Source organism: Hylemonella sp. P2_B10 (genome assembly GCF_056404875.1).
In genome coordinates this window covers 598,581-615,391 of the sequence record NZ_JBFUDE010000004.1, presented here as the reverse complement: position 1 = coordinate 615,391, position 16,811 = coordinate 598,581, and the positions used below count along the sequence as shown (strand labels likewise).

15 protein-coding genes and 1 riboswitch are annotated in these 16,811 nt (G+C 62.4%); of the genes, 9 read left to right on the top strand and 6 right to left on the bottom strand.

Annotated features, from left to right (window positions below; all coding sequences use genetic code 11):
* Positions 1–231 precede the first annotated feature (231 nt).
* Positions 232–318: riboswitch (S-adenosyl-L-homocysteine riboswitch) on the top strand.
* Between the two features lie 76 nt (positions 319–394).
* The 3 genes from ahcY (at position 395) to metF (ending at position 3,569) form a co-directional block, all read left to right on the top strand.
* On the top strand, positions 395–1,828 hold the full coding sequence (gene ahcY, locus AC1DX2_RS20655; protein WP_477198278.1) for an adenosylhomocysteinase: 1,434 nt from the start codon (positions 395–397) through the stop codon (positions 1,826–1,828).
* An 82-nt stretch (positions 1,829–1,910) separates the two neighbouring features.
* Positions 1,911–2,705 carry a TlyA family RNA methyltransferase gene (locus tag AC1DX2_RS20650; protein ID WP_477198277.1) on the top strand — a complete coding sequence of 265 codons (795 nt, stop codon included), beginning with the start codon at positions 1,911–1,913 and terminating at the stop codon, positions 2,703–2,705.
* A 21-nt stretch (positions 2,706–2,726) separates the two neighbouring features.
* Positions 2,727–3,569, top strand: coding sequence for a methylenetetrahydrofolate reductase [NAD(P)H] (gene metF / locus AC1DX2_RS20645; RefSeq protein ID WP_477198276.1), 843 nt, complete (start codon positions 2,727–2,729; stop codon positions 3,567–3,569).
* 7 nt (positions 3,570–3,576) lie between these two features.
* On the opposite strand, the gene AC1DX2_RS20640 is transcribed toward metF, so the two are convergent.
* Both AC1DX2_RS20640 and gmd read right to left on the bottom strand, forming a co-directional pair.
* Entirely contained in the window at positions 3,577–4,563 is a 987-nt protein-coding gene (locus tag AC1DX2_RS20640) for a GDP-L-fucose synthase family protein (RefSeq protein ID WP_477198390.1), read from the bottom strand.
* A 10-nt stretch (positions 4,564–4,573) separates the two neighbouring features.
* The gene (gmd, locus tag AC1DX2_RS20635) at positions 4,574–5,659 is read right to left on the bottom strand and encodes a GDP-mannose 4,6-dehydratase (protein ID WP_477198275.1); all 1,086 of its coding nucleotides are present in this window, start codon (positions 5,657–5,659) and stop codon (positions 4,574–4,576) included.
* Between the two features lie 122 nt (positions 5,660–5,781).
* On the opposite strand from gmd, the gene AC1DX2_RS20630 reads away from it, so the two are divergent.
* Positions 5,782–6,798 carry an NAD-dependent epimerase gene (locus AC1DX2_RS20630; RefSeq protein WP_477198274.1) on the top strand — a complete coding sequence of 339 codons (1,017 nt, stop codon included), beginning with the start codon at positions 5,782–5,784 and terminating at the stop codon, positions 6,796–6,798.
* Between the two features lie 67 nt (positions 6,799–6,865).
* Here AC1DX2_RS20630 and AC1DX2_RS20625 read toward each other — a convergent pair whose 3' ends face one another.
* From AC1DX2_RS20625 to AC1DX2_RS20610, 4 genes are all read right to left on the bottom strand, one after another.
* Positions 6,866–7,477 (bottom strand): hypothetical protein, encoded by a 612-nt coding sequence (locus tag AC1DX2_RS20625; protein WP_477198273.1) that lies wholly within the window; start codon positions 7,475–7,477, stop codon positions 6,866–6,868.
* Between the two features lie 15 nt (positions 7,478–7,492).
* The gene (locus tag AC1DX2_RS20620; protein WP_477198272.1) at positions 7,493–7,999 is read right to left on the bottom strand and encodes a low molecular weight protein-tyrosine-phosphatase; all 507 of its coding nucleotides are present in this window, start codon (positions 7,997–7,999) and stop codon (positions 7,493–7,495) included.
* Positions 8,000–8,135: 136 nt separating this feature from the next.
* The gene (locus tag AC1DX2_RS20615) at positions 8,136–8,798 is read right to left on the bottom strand and encodes a PEP-CTERM sorting domain-containing protein (RefSeq protein ID WP_477198271.1); all 663 of its coding nucleotides are present in this window, start codon (positions 8,796–8,798) and stop codon (positions 8,136–8,138) included.
* Positions 8,799–9,037: 239 nt separating this feature from the next.
* Positions 9,038–10,633, bottom strand: coding sequence for an FAD-binding oxidoreductase (locus tag AC1DX2_RS20610; RefSeq protein WP_477198270.1), 1,596 nt, complete (start codon positions 10,631–10,633; stop codon positions 9,038–9,040).
* A 222-nt stretch (positions 10,634–10,855) separates the two neighbouring features.
* Here AC1DX2_RS20610 and AC1DX2_RS20605 point away from each other — a divergent pair, with 222 nt between their 5' ends.
* The 5 genes from AC1DX2_RS20605 (at position 10,856) to AC1DX2_RS20585 (ending at position 16,809) form a co-directional block, all read left to right on the top strand.
* Complete coding sequence (locus AC1DX2_RS20605) at positions 10,856–11,455, top strand: XrtA/PEP-CTERM system exopolysaccharide export protein (protein ID WP_477198389.1); 600 nt, start codon at positions 10,856–10,858, stop codon at positions 11,453–11,455.
* 80 nt (positions 11,456–11,535) lie between these two features.
* Positions 11,536–13,101, top strand: a complete 1,566-nt coding sequence (locus tag AC1DX2_RS20600; protein ID WP_477198269.1) for an XrtA system polysaccharide chain length determinant — start codon at positions 11,536–11,538, stop codon at positions 13,099–13,101.
* Positions 13,102–13,108: 7 nt separating this feature from the next.
* Entirely contained in the window at positions 13,109–14,044 is a 936-nt protein-coding gene (locus AC1DX2_RS20595) for an XrtA-associated tyrosine autokinase (RefSeq protein ID WP_477198268.1), read from the top strand.
* A gap of 6 nt (positions 14,045–14,050) precedes the next feature.
* Positions 14,051–15,673, top strand: coding sequence for a TIGR03016 family PEP-CTERM system-associated outer membrane protein (locus tag AC1DX2_RS20590; protein ID WP_477198267.1), 1,623 nt, complete (start codon positions 14,051–14,053; stop codon positions 15,671–15,673).
* A 5-nt stretch (positions 15,674–15,678) separates the two neighbouring features.
* A complete protein-coding gene (locus AC1DX2_RS20585) occupies positions 15,679–16,809 on the top strand; it encodes an XrtA/PEP-CTERM system-associated ATPase (RefSeq protein ID WP_477198266.1) in 1,131 nt (376 codons plus the stop codon).
* Positions 16,810–16,811 lie beyond the last annotated feature (2 nt).

The following is a 16,811-nucleotide window of genomic DNA, read 5'->3' as shown; positions in this document are numbered from 1 at the left end:
CGCGGTGGCCCAGGGTCTCGGGGCCGGGGTGGGGCGGGCGCTGCGAACCAGCCAGGGAATGGGTTTCCCGGGGGAGCGCAGGCAAGGCGTGCCTGCCCAGCCGCAGTGGCGGGCAATGGCTTTGCCGGAAAGTCAGGGGGGTGACGTGCGCATCCCCTTGATTTTAAACGACTTTCCAGACCTTTGCCAAAGAATGCACACCGGGCGTGGCCGGCCTCGCTATAATTGCAGCTCTCCGAGGAGCGCTGCAACCCCCAGGCATGGACGCCGGGGGCGAGGCTCGGAAACAACCTTTGTTTCTAACTGCGCTCACCCACTGAATCGCGTGTGGTGAGGCTCCCTCAAGCTCCCGTACGCGAGTTCAGTGGCCCTCAACTTTGTTTTGGAGCCTTCCATGAGTGCTGTTCTCAAATCCACCACTGAACAAGATTACGTCATTGCCGACCTGTCGCTGGCCGCCTGGGGCCGCAAGGAATTGCGCATTGCCGAAACCGAAATGCCCGGCCTGATGGCCATCCGCGAAGAATTCGCCCCCAAGCAACCGCTGAAGGGTGCGCGCATCACCGGTTCGCTGCACATGACCATTCAAACGGCCGTGCTGGTGGAAACCTTGCAGGCACTGGGCGCGCAAGTGCGCTGGGCCTCGTGCAACATCTTCTCCACGCAGGACCACGCCGCCGCCGCGCTGGTGGCCACCGGCACGCCGGTGTTCGCCTACAAGGGCGAGAACCTGACCGACTACTGGGACTACACGCACCGCATTTTCGACTTTGGCCCCAAGGGCTCTGAAGGCGAAGGCCCGAACATGATCCTGGACGATGGTGGCGACGCCACGCTGCTGATGCACCTGGGCAAGCGGGCTGAAAAAGACGCCTCGTTGCTGAACAACCCCACCAGCGAGGAAGAAACCTGCCTGTACGCCTCCATCAAGGCCAAGCTGGCGGTGGACCCGACCTGGTACAGCCGCAAGAGCGCCCAGATCATCGGCGTGACGGAAGAAACCACCACCGGCGTGCACCGCCTGAACGAAATGAGCGTCAAGGGCACGCTGCTGTTCCGCGCCATCAACGTCAACGACAGCGTGACCAAGAGCAAGTTCGACAACCTGTACGGTTGCCGCGAGTCGCTGGTGGACGGCATCAAGCGCGCCACCGACGTGATGATCGCCGGCAAGGTGGCCCTGGTGGCCGGCTACGGCGACGTGGGCAAGGGCTCGGCCCAGGCCCTGCGCGCCCTGAGCGCCCAGGTGTGGGTGACCGAGATCGACCCCATCAACGCGCTGCAAGCCGCGATGGAAGGCTACAAGGTCGTCACCATGGACTACGCCGCCGACAAGGCCGACATCTTCGTCACCTGCACCGGCAACAAGTCGGTCATCACGCACGACCACATGGTCAAGATGAAGAACCAGGCCATCGTCTGCAACATCGGCCACTTCGACAACGAGATCGACATTGCCTCGGTTGAAAAGTACGAGTGGGAAGAAATCAAGCCGCAGGTCGACCACATCATCTTCCCGGACGGCAAGCGCATCATCCTGCTGGCCAAGGGCCGGCTGGTGAACCTGGGCTGCGGCACCGGTCACCCCAGTTTCGTGATGTCGTCCAGCTTCGCCAACCAGACCATCGCGCAGATCGAGTTGTTCTGCCACAGCGACGCCTATGACGTGGGCAAGGTCTATGTGCTGCCCAAGCATCTGGATGAAAAAGTGGCCCGCTTGCACCTGAAGAAGGTCGGCGCCATGCTGACCGAACTGAGCGACGAGCAGGCCGAGTACATCGGCGTGCCCAAACAAGGCCCGTACAAGGCTGATACCTACCGCTATTGATGGCCCCCACGCTCGTCACTTGCGTGTACTCGCTGCCCCCAAAGGGGGCCGCAGTCGCCTTGGGGCGGCCCGGCGGCGACTGATGCGGATCGACCAACTGCTGGTGGCGCGCCAACTGGCCAGCACCCGCTCCCAGGCCCAGCGCCTGATCGCGGGTGGGGTGCAGTGGCGCAACGGCGACGTCTGGAAGAAGGTTGCCAAGAATGGCGACGAGGTGCCGGACGACGCCGACATCCAACTGCTGGACGATGCCGAGGCGCGTTACGTGTCGCGCGGCGGGCTGAAACTGGAAGCTGCGCTGAAGGCTGCTGGCCTGCATGTGCAGGGCTGGCGGTGTCTGGACCTGGGCCAGTCCACCGGCGGCTTCACTGACTGCTTGCTGCAACAGGGCGCGGCCCTGGTGGTGGGTGTGGACGTGGGCAGCGCGCAACTGCACCCGCAATTGCGTGAGGACGTGCGGGTGGTGGCGGTGGAAGCCGTCAACGCCCGCAACCTGACGGTCGATGACCTGATGCCCGCTTACGCACACTTTGAGGGTGCTGAAGGCGACGCGGACGTCGATTGGTCCCCTGAGTTCGATCTGGTCGTGGGCGACTTGTCCTTCATCTCGCAGACGCTGGTGTTGCCGGCGGTGGTGCCCTTTTTGAAGATCGGCGGTCATCTGCTGACATTGGTCAAGCCGCAGTTCGAACTGCAGCCCGGCCAGGTGGGCAAGGGCGGCATCGTCAAGGATGTCGCCATGTACCCGCTGGTGGAGCAACGGCTGCGCGATGCCTGCGCCGATTTGGGGCTGACGGTGTTGGACTGGTTCGACTCACCCATTGAGGGTGGCGATGGCAACCGCGAGTTCTTCATCCATGCAGTCAAAAGACACTGAATAGAAAGCGCTGGAGTTGATATGAGTTCCTCCCTGCCTTTGAGCTTTGAGTTTTTTCCGCCAAAGACGCCTGAGGGCGTGGGCAAGCTGGCCAAGGTGCGCCAGCAGCTGTATGTGCTGAAGCCGGACTTTTGCTCGGTGACCTATGGCGCCGGCGGCTCCACACAGAGTGGAACCTTCACCGCCGTGCGCGACATCCTGGCCGAGGGGGTGGATGCGGCGTCGCATTTTTCCTGCATAGGCGCCACCCAGGCCAGCCTGCGCGAGCAATTGGCCACGCTGAAGGCGATGGGCGTGCGCCGGCTGGTGGCCTTGCGCGGCGACCTGCCCAGTGGCTACGGCGCCGGTGGTGAATTCCACTACGCCAGCGACCTGGTCGCCTTCATACGCGCCGAGACCGGCAGCGATTTCCACATCGAGGTGGCTGCCTACCCCGAGGTGCACCCGCAGGCCAAGTCGCCGCAGGCTGACCTGCAGGCCTTTGCGACCAAGGTGAGAGCGGGCGCCAACAGCGGCATCACGCAGTACTTCTACAACGCCGACGCCTACTTTGATTTTGTCGAGCAGGTGGATGCGCTGGGGTTGGATGTGCCGGTGGTTCCGGGCATCATGCCGATCATCAGTTCCACGCAGCTGATGCGCTTCAGCGACGCCTGCGGCGCCGAAATTCCGCGCTGGATACGCCTGCGCCTGCAAGCCTATGGCGACGACAGCGAATCCATCAAGGCCTTTGGCCTGGACGTGGTGACCAGCCTGTGTGAACAACTGCGCGCCGGTGGCGCACCGGGCTTTCACTTCTACACCATGAACCAGGCTGCCGCCACGCTGGCGATCTGCGAGCGCCTGAATTTGTCAGCGGCCTGATGCCGGCTTAGCCAGCGGTCTGCTGGCGCTGGAATTCAGCGTAGGCTTGCTTCAAGCCCTGGCGCAGATCGGTTGTCGCCGTGAAGCCCAGGCCTGTCAACTTCGACACGTCCATCAGCTTGCGCGGCGTGCCGTCGGGCTTGCTGCGGTCGAACACGATCTGCCCGCTGTAGCCCACCACATCCTGCACGGTGCGCGCCAAGTCGGCGATGCTGAGGTCGTGGCCGACGCCGATGTTGATCAGCGGTGGCTCGAACCGGCCGGTTTTGGTTTCGTCGCTGCCCAGCAGCCGGTCGTACTGCGTATCCGGCAGGCTCATCAGGAACACGCAGGCCTGGGCCATGTCGTCGCTGTACATGAACTCGCGCAGCGGCGTGCCACTGCCCCACACCACCACCTCAGGGCTTTGGGCCAGCTTGGCTTCGTGGAATTTGCGCAAGAGTGCCGGGATCACGTGGCTGTTGTCCGGGTGGTAGTTGTCGCCGGGGCCATACAGGTTGGTGGGCATGGCGGCCAGAAAGCGCGTGCCGTACTGGCGGTTGTAGCTCCAGCACATTTCTATGCCGGCGATCTTGGCCAATGCATAGGGGCGGTTGGTGGGCTCCAGCGGGCCGGTCAGCAGGTACTCCTCCTTCAGCGGCTGCGGCGCCAGCTTGGGGTAGATGCAGCTGGAGCCCAGAAACACCAGCCGTTTCACACCGGCTTGCCAGGCTGCGTGCAGCACGTGCGTCTGCATGGCCAGGTTGTCACGGATGAATTCTGCGGGATAGCTGTTGTTGGCCAGGATGCCGCCCACCTTGGCGGCGGCCAGGAAAACATAGTCAGGCCTGTGTTGCGCAAAGAAAGCTTGGGTTGCAGCCTGGTCGGTCAGGTCCAGCTCGGCGTGCGTACGGGTCAGCAACTCGTGATGGCCGCTTGCTTGCAATGCGCGCACGATGGCCGAGCCCACCAGGCCACGGTGGCCGGCCACGTAGATGCGGGCGTCATGCTCCATCATCGCTGCATCAATCCTGGGCGTTGTAGGCGGCGTAGCCGTGCTGTTTCACCAGCGCGTCGCGCTGGGCGGCTTGCAGATCGGCGCGCGCCATCTCGGCCACCAGCTCCTTGAAGGAGGTTTTGGGCACCCAGCCCAGCTTGGTCTTGGCCTTGCTGGCGTCGCCCAGCAGGGATTCCACCTCGGTGGGGCGGTAGTAGTGCGGGTCGACCTTGACGATGGCGCGGCCCTGCGCGTCTGTGCCGGCCTCGTCCACACCGCTGCCTTGCCAGCCGATCTGCATGCCCAGCTCAGTGGCGGCGGCGTTGACAAAATCGCGCACACTGTACTGCACGCCGGTGGCGATGACGAAGTCCTCCGCCTGCGGCTGTTGCAGCATCAGCCACTGCATTTCCACATAGTCGCGGGCATGGCCCCAATCGCGTTTGGCGTCCAGGTTGCCCAGGTACAGGCAGTCCTGCAGGCCCAGTTTGATGCGTGCCAGCGCCTGGGTGATCTTGCGCGTCACGAAGGTTTCACCGCGCAACGGGCTTTCGTGGTTGAACAGGATGCCGTTGCAAGCGTAGATGCCGTAGGCCTCGCGGTAGTTGACGGTGATCCAGTAGGCATACAGCTTGGCCACCGCGTAGGGGCTGCGCGGGTAGAAGGGCGTGGTTTCCTTTTGCGGGGTTTCCTGCACCAGGCCATACAGCTCGGAGGTGCTGGCCTGGTAGAAGCGGGTTTTTTTCTCCAGCTTCAGCATGCGTATGGCTTCCAGCAGGCGCAGCGTGCCAATACCGTCGGCGTCGGCCGTGTACTCTGGCGTCTCAAAGCTGACGGCCACGTGGCTCATGGCGGCCAGGTTGTAGATCTCGTCGGGCTGTACCTGCTGCACGATGCGTATCAGGTTGCTGCTGTCGGTCAGGTCGCCGTAATGCAGCACGAAGTTGCGGCTGGACGCGTGCGGGTCCTGGTACAGGTGGTCGATGCGGTCGGTATTGAACAGCGAGGCGCGGCGCTTGATGCCGTGCACCTCGTAGCCCTTGGCGAGCAGGAATTCGGCCAGGTAGGCGCCATCCTGGCCTGTCACGCCGGTGATGAGTGCGACTTTCTTCATGGTGTGCTCTTGATATGCAGGGTTTTTGGCCGCCGGGGTCTTACTGTAACGACAAAACCCCCGCCTTCGCCCGATGGCCTCGCAGGTAAGATAGATGCCAGTCCCCAACACAGAGATGCTTCATGAAAATATTGGTGACCGGCGCTGCCGGTTTCATAGGCTCGGCCACCAGTCTGCGGCTGTTGGAGCGCGGTGACGAGGTGGTGGGGCTGGATAACCTGAACGACTATTACGACGTTAACCTCAAGCTCAGCCGCCTGCGTCGCTTGCAACCGCGGCCCGGTTTTCGCTTCGCCAAGCTGGATGTGGCTGACCGGGATGGCATGGCCAAGCTGTTCGAGGTCGAGCGCTTTGACCGCGTGGTCCACCTGGCGGCGCAGGCCGGCGTGCGGTATTCGCTGAAGAACCCGCATGCCTACGTGGACAGCAACCTGGTGGGGTTCGTCAATATCCTGGAAGGTTGCCGCCACCATGGCGTGCGGCACTTGGTGTATGCATCCAGCTCCAGCGTGTACGGTGGCAACAAGAAAATGCCATTTTCCGAGCATGACAGCGTGGACCATCCGGTCAGTCTGTATGCGGCGACCAAGAAGGCCAATGAACTGATGGCCCACACTTACAGCCATTTGTACGGCTTGCCCACCACTGGGTTGCGCTTCTTCACGGTGTACGGGCCGTGGGGTCGGCCGGACATGGCCTTGTTCCTCTTTACCAAGGCTATTCTGGAAGGCCGGCCAATAGACGTGTTCAACCACGGCGACATGAAACGCGATTTCACCTACATTGATGACATCGTTGAAGGGGTGGTGCGGGCGATGGACCGGCCGGCAACGGCAAACCCCGGCTATGACCCCCTGCTGGCAGACCCGGCCACCAGCAATGCGCCGTACCGGGTGTTCAATATCGGCAACCACCAGCCGGTGCCGCTGTTGGACTTCATTGGCTGTATCGAAGAGGCCACCGGCAAGACGGCTGAAAAGCGTTTGCTGCCCATGCAGGACGGTGATGTGCCGGCGACTTATGCCAGCACCGAGGCGCTGGGCGAATGGATTGAGTTTGTGCCCGCTACGCCCCTGAAGGACGGAGTAGCCAGGTTTGTCCATTGGTACTGTGAGTATTACGGCAAGGGCTCTGCGTAACGGGTTACTGGTTTTCGGGGCTGGTTGCGCGGCGGTTCTCCACAACCGGCAACTGGCAGGCCCGGCGTCAAATGGGCTTGCGGATACGCACGCGCTCACGCCGTCTGCCGCTGCTTGCGCTTGCCACAGGGGCGGCCGATGGTTTGGCGCCACTGCGCCGACGGCGGCTACGGCGGGCAGAGTACCGGATGATCACACCCACCGCCAGCACCGCCAACGCCGCCACACCCACAATGTCGGCCAGATTGTTGTCGTCACTTTCGGATTTGTCTGCGGCATTGGTGTCACCACGGTCCATCGCGGCGACTTTCTTGGCCAGCCCGGCGCTGCTACCCTCGTCGCTGGGCAAGTTTGTCATCCCTGCAATGGCGCGGAAATCAGGCTCATGGTTGGCCAGCCAGGCTGCATGCTCCTGCGCATCGGCGCCTGGTGGCGCGTCTTCCGGGGTCATGGTCGCGATGATGGCCAACGCATCTGCCTGCGCCGGACTGACATGCAGGGTGATTTCGCCAGCCGTGGTGCCCGGTAAATTGCCTGGCAGCTCGTCCACGGGAATGGCCATGACCGGGAGCGGCAGGAAAATAACAGCCAGGCAGATGGCCGGGATGACGGCCAAGCCGCAGGCAAGTTTCCGGCGCGCTACGGCGATGGTGCGCTGGATTGTGCTGCGCTTCAGCATGCCCGGTGCTTGCACTCAGGCGGCGCCTTGCGGGGCTTGACGTTGCTGCTGCAGACGTCCGAGCAAGCCACGCACGCCCACTTCGCAAAGATCCAGCACACGCTCAAAGCCTGCTTCATTGCCGTAGTATGGGTCCGGCACGTCTGTTTCTGACAAACCGTCAGCAAAATCCAACAGCTTGTGCAGCTTGCCTGCATGCTCGGTTGGACACAGGCGCTTCAAGGCGCTGAGATTGGCGCTGTCCATGGCCACGATCAGGTCGTAGTGGGCGAAGTCTTTTTCCGTGATTCGCCGTGAACGGGCCTTGCCTACCTTGTAACCGTGGCGTTCCAGGGTGGCCTTGGCGCGCGGATCGGCGGCCTGGCCGATGTGGTGGGCATGTGTGCCGGCCGAATCGAACGACAGTTGCCGCCAGCCCGCATCGCCCCCGGCTGGCAGCGACCGTGCCATGTGCTGGGCGACCATCTGCGCCATAGGCGAGCGGCAGATATTGCCCATGCACACCATCAATACCTTGGTCATGGGGGTGATTTTATGCGGTGGCAGAGGCCCGCCATGGTCTTCATGCGTCCTCGCAATCCCCTTGTGATTTCGGGATCGCCAAAAAAAAGTCCGCCGAAGCGGACTTTTTGTCTGTAAAAAGAACCGACAGTTCTGATTACGCGGATTTGCGACGGCGGATGCCGACCAGACCCAGCAGACCCAGACCGACCAGAGCCAGCGACTCGGGTTCCGGAACTTGGACGCTGTCACCGTTGAAGGTCACCGTGCCGTTGATGGCTTGGTCCGGGAAGCTCAGGAAGGCCGAGAAACCGGTCGTGAAACCGAAGTCAGCGCCATCGAACTTGGTGCCGGTGTTGAAAGCGGCTTGGGCCATGCCACCGGTCGCGTCCAGATAACCTTGACCGGTCAGGCTGCCGGGGGCAGAAGCGCCAAACAGCGACGAGCCACCGAAAGCAGCCAGGTTGTGACCACTCAGGACCAGCCACAGCGAGCCGTCTTGCGTGTTGGCGCTCGTCAGGTTGGTGCCGGCTGCAGTGTCGGGCGAGTAGTCAACGTAGACTTCAATGGTGCCGTTGGTGTAGTTCAGGCCGCCGTTGGGGGCGAAGCCGTAGTACTTGATGGTCAGTTCGCAACCGGGGCAGAAAAAGCCCACGTTCTGGCCGTTCAGCTGGGTGATGTAGCCGTAGCCGGACAGCGAGCCGTCGCCAGCCATGGTTTGGGTCACGTTGGCGCTGGTGCCAGTGAAGTCGCTGGCCGAATTCGGATCCCAGATGACGCCACCGACATTATTCAAAGCCGCGTGAGCGGAGGTGGCCATGGCCGCTGCTACAGCAACCCCGGCAAGCACTTTCTTAAACAACTTCATGATGAACTCCTTGAGGTTTGGAACACTGTAGAAGGACTGGTTTAGCCCCGTACGCAAGACAATAAGCAGAGACCGTGCCAGGTTTGGAGATGGTCTGTAAGCTGTTGATTTTTAACGATTTATTTTCAATGCCGAGAATTTATGGGATGGGGGCGGCAAGGGGCTGTAAATTTGTCCGACAGGCTTGGGTCTCAGCGGTAACGCCCAGGCGCCATGATGTCGTGCGGGTCCAGGTCCTTGCGCAGCCGGTCCTGGAAGGTCTTGGAGTCGCTTTGCAGGCTGACCAGCGTCTTCATGGTGTTCACGCCCACCCGGTAGGGGAACCAGCCCTTGGCTCGGCCGGTCTCGAACAGCTCTTTATAACAAGCGGCGGCGGCGGCTACCGCCTCGGGGCGTTGGCGCTCAAACACCAGCGGCACGGTGCTGTCGAACAGGCGGTCGCTCAGCGTGGTGAAGGTGATCAGCGGCTCGATGCCGTGCCGGGGGGTGATTTCCTTCACCATATTGACATAGGCGCGCACGTCCTTGGGCCGCATCGGCACCAGCGGGGCGTACCAGGTCAGGCCGCAGCCATCCTTGCCGGGGTTTTTCAGGTCGCCCTGCTGCCCGTTGGGGTTGCGCCAATAGGCCAGCGGCAGCGCGGTCTCGTTGGGTCGGCCAGCCACCAATTGCAGGGACTGGGCCAGGGTGCCGGTCATGCTGCCCAGGCGCTGACCCATGGCGCCGGGTATCCACCGGGCCAATTGGGACAGGGTCTGGGCACGGCCTGGCGTCAGGAACATCATGCGGCTGGCCATGCCGGACAGCGTGGCTTTCATTTCCTGTTGCGCGGCATTGACCAGGCGCCGGGTGCCGTACAGCGTGGCGAAGCCGGTCCACGGCTTGATCTGGTACTGGCGCCCCAGCTCGTCCAGCACCTCCTTGGGGATCATGCCGTCCGGCCCCAGCCGGTCGCCGGGGTAGGGGGCGGACATGCTCAACACGCGGTGCTGGTTCATCAAGTTGATGGCGCCCAGCGTGCCGGGCAGCTTGGTGATGATGGCGCGTATGCGCTCCACCGCCGGTTCCAGCAAGTCGTCGCTGTCCAGGCCGAAGAAGCACACCTTCACGCTTTCCGGGCGGCGCGACAGCGCGATGGACATGCGGGTCACGATGCCAAAGCCGCTCTGGGTGAACAGGCCGGTGAAGTACGGGCCTATGCCATATTTAAATAAGCGGGCCAGTTCCTCGCCACCGGCCTCGCTCAGCGCCGAGCGGTACAGCGATCCATCGGGCAGCACGGCCTCAATGTCGGTCACGGCGCCAAAATGGTCCACGTGGGGGGTGACGCCGTAGCCACGTTCCAGCGCATTGCTGAGCAGGCTGCAGGTTGGGCCGGCGCCGGTGACGGGGACCAGGAACGGATGGCCGCCGCGCTCCAGGAAGTCGGCCAGCATGCCCTGGGTCACGCCGGGCTCCAGTGTGACAACCCCCAGATCGGCGTCGAAGTGCAGGATCTTGCGCAACTGGCCGAGATCAACGATCACGCAGCCATCCCGCGCCGGCAGCGAGGTGCCGTAGCCCCAGTTCTGGCCGGTGCTGATGGGATAGACCGGCACCTGATGCCGGCTGGCGATGCGCATGACTTCAGGCAGGCAGGCACTGTCCACTATTCGCAACGCTGCGGGAATTTCGCGCTCTGCGCCGCCGGTGTCCACATGATAGGCGCGCTGGACCGCGTCCCCCTGCAGGACCTGCCCCTCACCCAGCAGGGTTTGCCACTCGCCAAGGGCTGCAATCAGGTTCATGGTGGTGCTCTCTTTTTCTACATGGCCATGCCAGCCGGAATCCGCCAATTTACACGACAGTGTGCAGACGGTGTGAATTTCTTCACGCGGAGGCGTGCAGACCGGGCCGCGTTTTCCGCTGGTTTCTCAGGCAAATGCGTTATATTCGCCATTGGCCCCAATGGTCGTCAGCTGCTTGTATATAAGGGATAAGAGATGAGAAATTCCAATGCCGCACCCATGATGATTGCTCGCTGGGTCGTTCTGGGTTGGCTGTTGGCGCTGGTTGCCGGTTGTGCCACGCAGTACCCCGCCGCACCCGCTGCTGCTGCCACGCCTGATTACAACTATGTGATTGGCCCAGGCGATGCGTTGAACATCATCGTGTGGCGCAATCCCGAGCTGTCGATGTCGGTGCCGGTGCGGCCGGACGGCAAGATGTCCACGCCGCTGGTGGAGGAGCTGGTAGTACAGGGCAAAACCACGCTGCAGGTGGCCCGTGACGTGGAGAAGGCATTGGGCAAGTTTGTCCGCGACCCGGTGGTGACCGTGATTGTCACCAGCTTCGTCGGCCCTTACAGCGAGCAGATTCGCGTTGTGGGTGAGGCCGCCAAACCCCAGTTCTTGCCCTACAAGCAGAAGATGACGCTGCTGGACGTGATGATCGCCGTTGGCGGGCTGACCGACTTCGCGGATGGCAATGCGGCGTCCCTCGTGCGCGCTTCCGAGGGCGACAAGCGCTACTCGGTGCGCATCAAGGACCTGGTCAAGCGCGGCGACATCACTGCCAATGTGGAAATGAAGCCGGGCGACGTGCTCATCATTCCGCAGGGCTGGTTCTGATTTGCCCCTATCGTCCCCTTCGTTGGTCCCTTGCGTCCGTGAGGGGCGTCAAGTGCCTGAATGCATGGAGTTAGCGTCGCATGGCTGAGTTGCTGAATCAGATCATCTCGATTGCCCGCGGCATGTGGAAGTACCGCTGGCTGGGTATGCTGGCGGCCTGGCTCACTGCGGCCGTGGGCACGCTGGCGATCTTTGTCATTCCGGACAGGTATGAGGCCAATGCCCGTATCTTCGTGGACACGCAGTCCATCCTGAAGCCGTTGATGTCCGGCTTGGCGGTGCAGCCCAATGTCGAGCAACAGGTGGTGATGCTCAGCAAGATGCTGATCACACGACCCAACATGGAAAAGCTGATACGCATGGCCGACCTGGACCTGGGCAACAGCAGCAAGGAGCAGCAGGAAGGTCTGATACAGAAGCTGACTGGCAGCATACAGATCAAGAATTCCGGCCGCGACAACCTGTATTTCATCGCCTACACCGACACCAACCCCGACAAGGCCAAGCGGGTGGTGCAGTCGTTGGTGTCGCTGTTCATCGAGTCCAGCATGACCGACCAGCGCAGGGGCTCGGACGACGCCAAAAAATTCATCGACGAGCAGATCAAGACGGTGGTGGCGAAGCTGGAAGAGGCTGAAAACCGCCTGAAGGAATTCAAGCTGCGCAACATCGACCTGCAAACGCAGGATGGCAAAGACATGGCCAGCCGCATCGGTGATATCGGCAACCAATTGAATCAGGCGAAACTGGAGTTGCGCGAGGCCGAAAATGCGCGCGAGGCCGCCAAGCGGCAGCTGGACAATGAGCGCGCCAATGCGAACAAGAACCTGATGTCCGACGCGCCGGCCGCCGTGCCCACGCCGGAAATCGACGCCCGCATCGAGGCCGTCAAGCGCAATCTGGACGGCTTGTTGCAGCGTTTCACCGACGCGCATCCCGACGTGATCAATGCGCGCAAGCAGCTCAAGGAGCTGGACGAGGTCAAGCGCAAGGAAATCCAGGAATTACGCAAGGCGGCCCAGGCCAACCCGGTGGCAGCCTCCAGCACCCTCAATCCCGCCATGCAGGAACTGACCAAGATGTATTCCTCCGCCGAGGTCCAGGTGGCTTCGCTGAAGGCGCGCGTGGCCGAATACGAGTCGCGCTATGCCAAAGCGCGCGCCATGCTGAAGACGGCGCCGCAGATCGAGGCCGAGGCGGCCCAGCTGAACCGGGACTACAACATCAACAAGAAGAACTACGAAGACCTGGTGGCCCGCCGTGAGTCGGCCAACATATCCGGCGAGCTGGACAACACCTCCAGCATCGCCGACTTCCGCCTGATCGACCCGCCGCGCGTGCTGCCACAGCCGGTGGCGCCCAATCGGTTGCTGTTGCTGCCGCTGGTGCTGCTGGCCGCCATTGGCATGGGCTGCGGGCTCGCATTTGCGGGCAGCCAAATCAAGGCGGTGTTTCATGACGCGCATTCGCTGCACAGTGTTGTCGGGCTGCCCCTGCTGGGTGTGGTGACCTTGGTGGTTGGCGACTCGACCCGGCGCCTGGAGCGCAAGGATTTGAGACGTTTTATTGGCGCGACGAGCGGGCTGATGGTGCTGTTTGGCATGGGCATCACGGTTTTGTACATCTTGTCCACCAAAGTGGTATAGGCGGTTTATGAGCAGCCTGATTGAGCAAGCAACCCAGCGGCTGGAACAACTCCGGCAGGCCGGCGCGGTGATGCCTGACAGTGCCGGGCTGGTGCAGCCTGGCGCACCGGTCCCCGAGGAGGCGGGCGAGGGCGAGCCGTTCAAAGCTAAGGCGCCTCCCGCCGTCGAGGCCAAGGCGGCACCGATCTCCAAGCGCATTGAGATCGATCTGGAGGCGATTGCCGCGGCCGGCATTGTCAGCCCCAATGCGCCGCGTTCGCAGATCGCCGACCAGTACCGCGTCATCAAGCGGCCCTTGATACGCAACGCCATGGGCCGTGGTGCCTCGATGATTCCCAATGGCAACCTGATCATGGTGACCAGTTCCCTGCCTGGCGAGGGCAAGAGCTTCACCGCGATCAATCTGGCCATGAGCATCGCCACCGAGCTGGACAATACCGTGATGTTGGTGGACGCCGATGTTGCCCGTCCTTCCATCCTGCGGGTGCTGGGGTTGCCGCCCAGCCCCGGCCTGCTGGACCTGGTGCGCGATGAGTCCACCGATCTGTCGCAGGTGCTGCTGCGGACCAACATCGACAAGCTGACATTGTTGCCCAGCGGCACGCCACATGACCGGGCCACCGAATTGCTGGCCAGCGACGCCATGACGCGCCTGCTGGAAAACATGGCCAGCCGCTATTCCGACCGCATCATCATTTTCGATTCGCCGCCGCTGCTGCTGACCACCGAGTCCCGGGTGCTGGCCACCCACATGGGGCAAATCGTGATGGTGGTGAAGGCTGGCGCCACCTTGCAGTCTGACGTGCAAGCCGCCTTGTCGACCATCGCTTCCTGTCCGGTCAAGCTGATGGTGCTGAACCAGGCACGGACTTCCTCCCTCGGCGGTGGTGCCTACGGGTATGGTTATGGCTATGGCTATGGCGATGCGCCGTCCGCTTCCTGAAGCCTTGTGCCGCTGCGCATCATGAGATTGGCTGTCCACGCCAGCTTTCGCCGTACCGTCATTGCCAATGGCCTGCTCATCGCCTTGACCGGGGGGCCGGTCATGTGTGCCTGGGCGCAGCAGTCAGAAACGCCGGCGTCTGCTGATCCTGGGGCAGGAGCCGTCAGCGGCGCCACGCAGCAAGGCGCCGAGCAGGGCGGCAAACGGACGTTTTCCTTTGTCCCCAGGCTGACCATCCAGCAGACCTTCACCAGCAACGTGGAATTGCGCCCGAACGCACGCGCCGACCAGTTCACGGAGATCAACCCCGGTTTTCACCTGGCGGCCGATGGCTCGCGCCTGAAGGCTTCTGTGGACTACACGCTGCGCGAAATCATCTACGCGCAAACTTCGAGCAAGTCCAGCACACAAAATGTATTGAATGCTTTTGGCAACCTGCGTGCCATCGACAACTGGGCTTTTGTCGATTTTCGCAGTTCCATATCGCAACAGACGATCTCAGCCTTCGGTGCCCAGGGCACAGACAACGGCCCGGCCAACACCAACCTGGCCGAGACCTTCAACACCCAGATCTCGCCCTACCTCATCGGTCGGCTCGGCGGGGCGGTCAGTTATGAGGCTCGCTACAACTGGTCCACCAACCACAGCCCGTCCAACAGCACGTCAGACGTCACCACCAACGCAGCCACGCTGAGCCTGCGCGGTGACACCGGAGGCTCGCGGCTGATATGGAACGCGAACCTGGGCAGCCAGCGTTATGCCTATGCCACCGGGCGCACCACCCACGACGACAATTTCCGTGCGGTGCTCGGCTATGCGTTCAGCCCGCAATTCAACCTGTCCTTGATTGGCGGTCGCGAGACCAACGACTTTGTCAGTCTGTCGGATGAAACCCACGGATTGAGCGGTTGGAGCCTGAATTGGACGCCTTCCAACACGACCAAGTTGGCGCTGTCCCGGGAAAGCCGCTTCTTTGGCGAGTCGCACAACCTCAGTGTCGATCACCGGACACCGCGCACCCAATGGCACTATACAGACGTCCGAGGCGTCACCGCCACGCCGAATCAGAGCACCGCCGGTGCGGGTTCCGTCTACGACCTGATTTTTGCCCAACTGGCCAGCCTGGAACCTGATCCGATCAAGCGAGCCGAACTGGTCAATGTCTTTTTGCAGACCTATGGCTTGAGTCCCAACAGCAAGCCCACCGGCGGGTTTCTTGCCTCGGCTGTATCGCTGCAACGTGCCAAAAACCTGTCGTTCGCCATCCTGGGCGTGCGTGACACCGTGACTTTCATAGCCACGCAGAGCCAGACCCGGCGGCTGGACAGTCTGTCCACGGTGACAGACGACCTGGCGAACGGCGCTACCGTCCAGCAGCGGGGATTTTCAGTCAGCTATGCGCACCGGTTGACGCCCCAGTCGTCCGTCAATCTGCTGGCGTCGCAAGCGGAGTCTTCCAGCTCCACCACCGCGTTCGACACCAATGTGCGCAGTCTCAACCTCAACTTCACCACCAAGTTGGGCAGCCAGTCCACCGCGACCGTAGGAGCCCGCAGGGTGATGTCGGACGGTGGCACGTCGCCCTATTCGGAATCTGCCTTGACGGGCAGTTTGAACCTTCAGTTCTAACGCCCATGTACGAAGCCTTTTATGGGTTGACGAGCAAGCCCTTCCAGCTCAACCCCGACCCCAGTTTCTACTTCGCCAGCAAGCAGCACAGGCGGGCCAAGGCCTACCTGGAGTATGGCGTGCAGCGCAACGAGGGCTTCATCGTCATCACCGGCGAAGTGGGGGCGGGCAAGACCACCATCGTGCGCGGCCTGCTCGACAGCCTGGACCCCAACAAGGTGGTGGCGGCCAACCTGGTGAGCACTCAACTGGATGCCGAGGACACCCTGCGCATGGTGGGAGCGGCTTTTGGCGTGTCGGTCAAAGAGGCCTCCAAGTCTGTGTTGCTGATGTCGCTGGAGGCTTTCCTGGTGACACAGACCACGCAGGGCAAGCGCTGCCTGCTGATTGTGGACGAGGCGCAGAACCTGACGCCTCGCGCGGTCGAAGAGTTGCGCATGCTGTCCAACTTCCAGTTCGGCAAGCAGGCGTTGTTGCAAACATTCCTGGTCGGACAGCCGGAATTCCGCGAGATCCTGCAAAGCCCCAACATGCAGCAGCTGCGCCAGCGCGTGACCGCCACCTGCCACATTGGCCCGTTGGACCGGGAGGAGACGCGTGGCTACATCGAGCACCGGCTGAAATGCGCCGGCGCGCGCGGGCGGCCCACCTTCGAGCCCGAAGCCTGCGATGCCATTTTTTCCGCCAGCGGCGGCATTCCGCGGCGCATCAACACGGTGTGCGACCGGTTGCTGCTGCTGGGCTTCCTGGGCGAGAAGAGCAGTTTTTCCGCCGACGATGCCAACGAGGTCATCAGCGAAATCCGCGAAGAGGCGGGGGTGTCCGGGTTTGGGCCTTCAGCGGCGGCGCCGCTGAGTGCAGACGGCGCGCATGGGTCTGCTGGCGGTTCGCGTTCGGTTCAACTCAATGGCGGTGATAGTCTGGATTTATCCAGTTTGGACCTTGATTTGGGCATGCTGGATGGGATTTCGCAGAAAATAGAACGTCTGGGTGCTGAGCAGTACGGTGATCGGCTCCAGCGCCTGGAGCGCAGTCTGCTGCGGTTGGAGCGCCGGAACCTGGAAATCCTGGCCATCCTGCACAAGCTGGTGACGTCAGCCAGGCGGCCCAGCGACGACATCAACCCCACCAACTGACC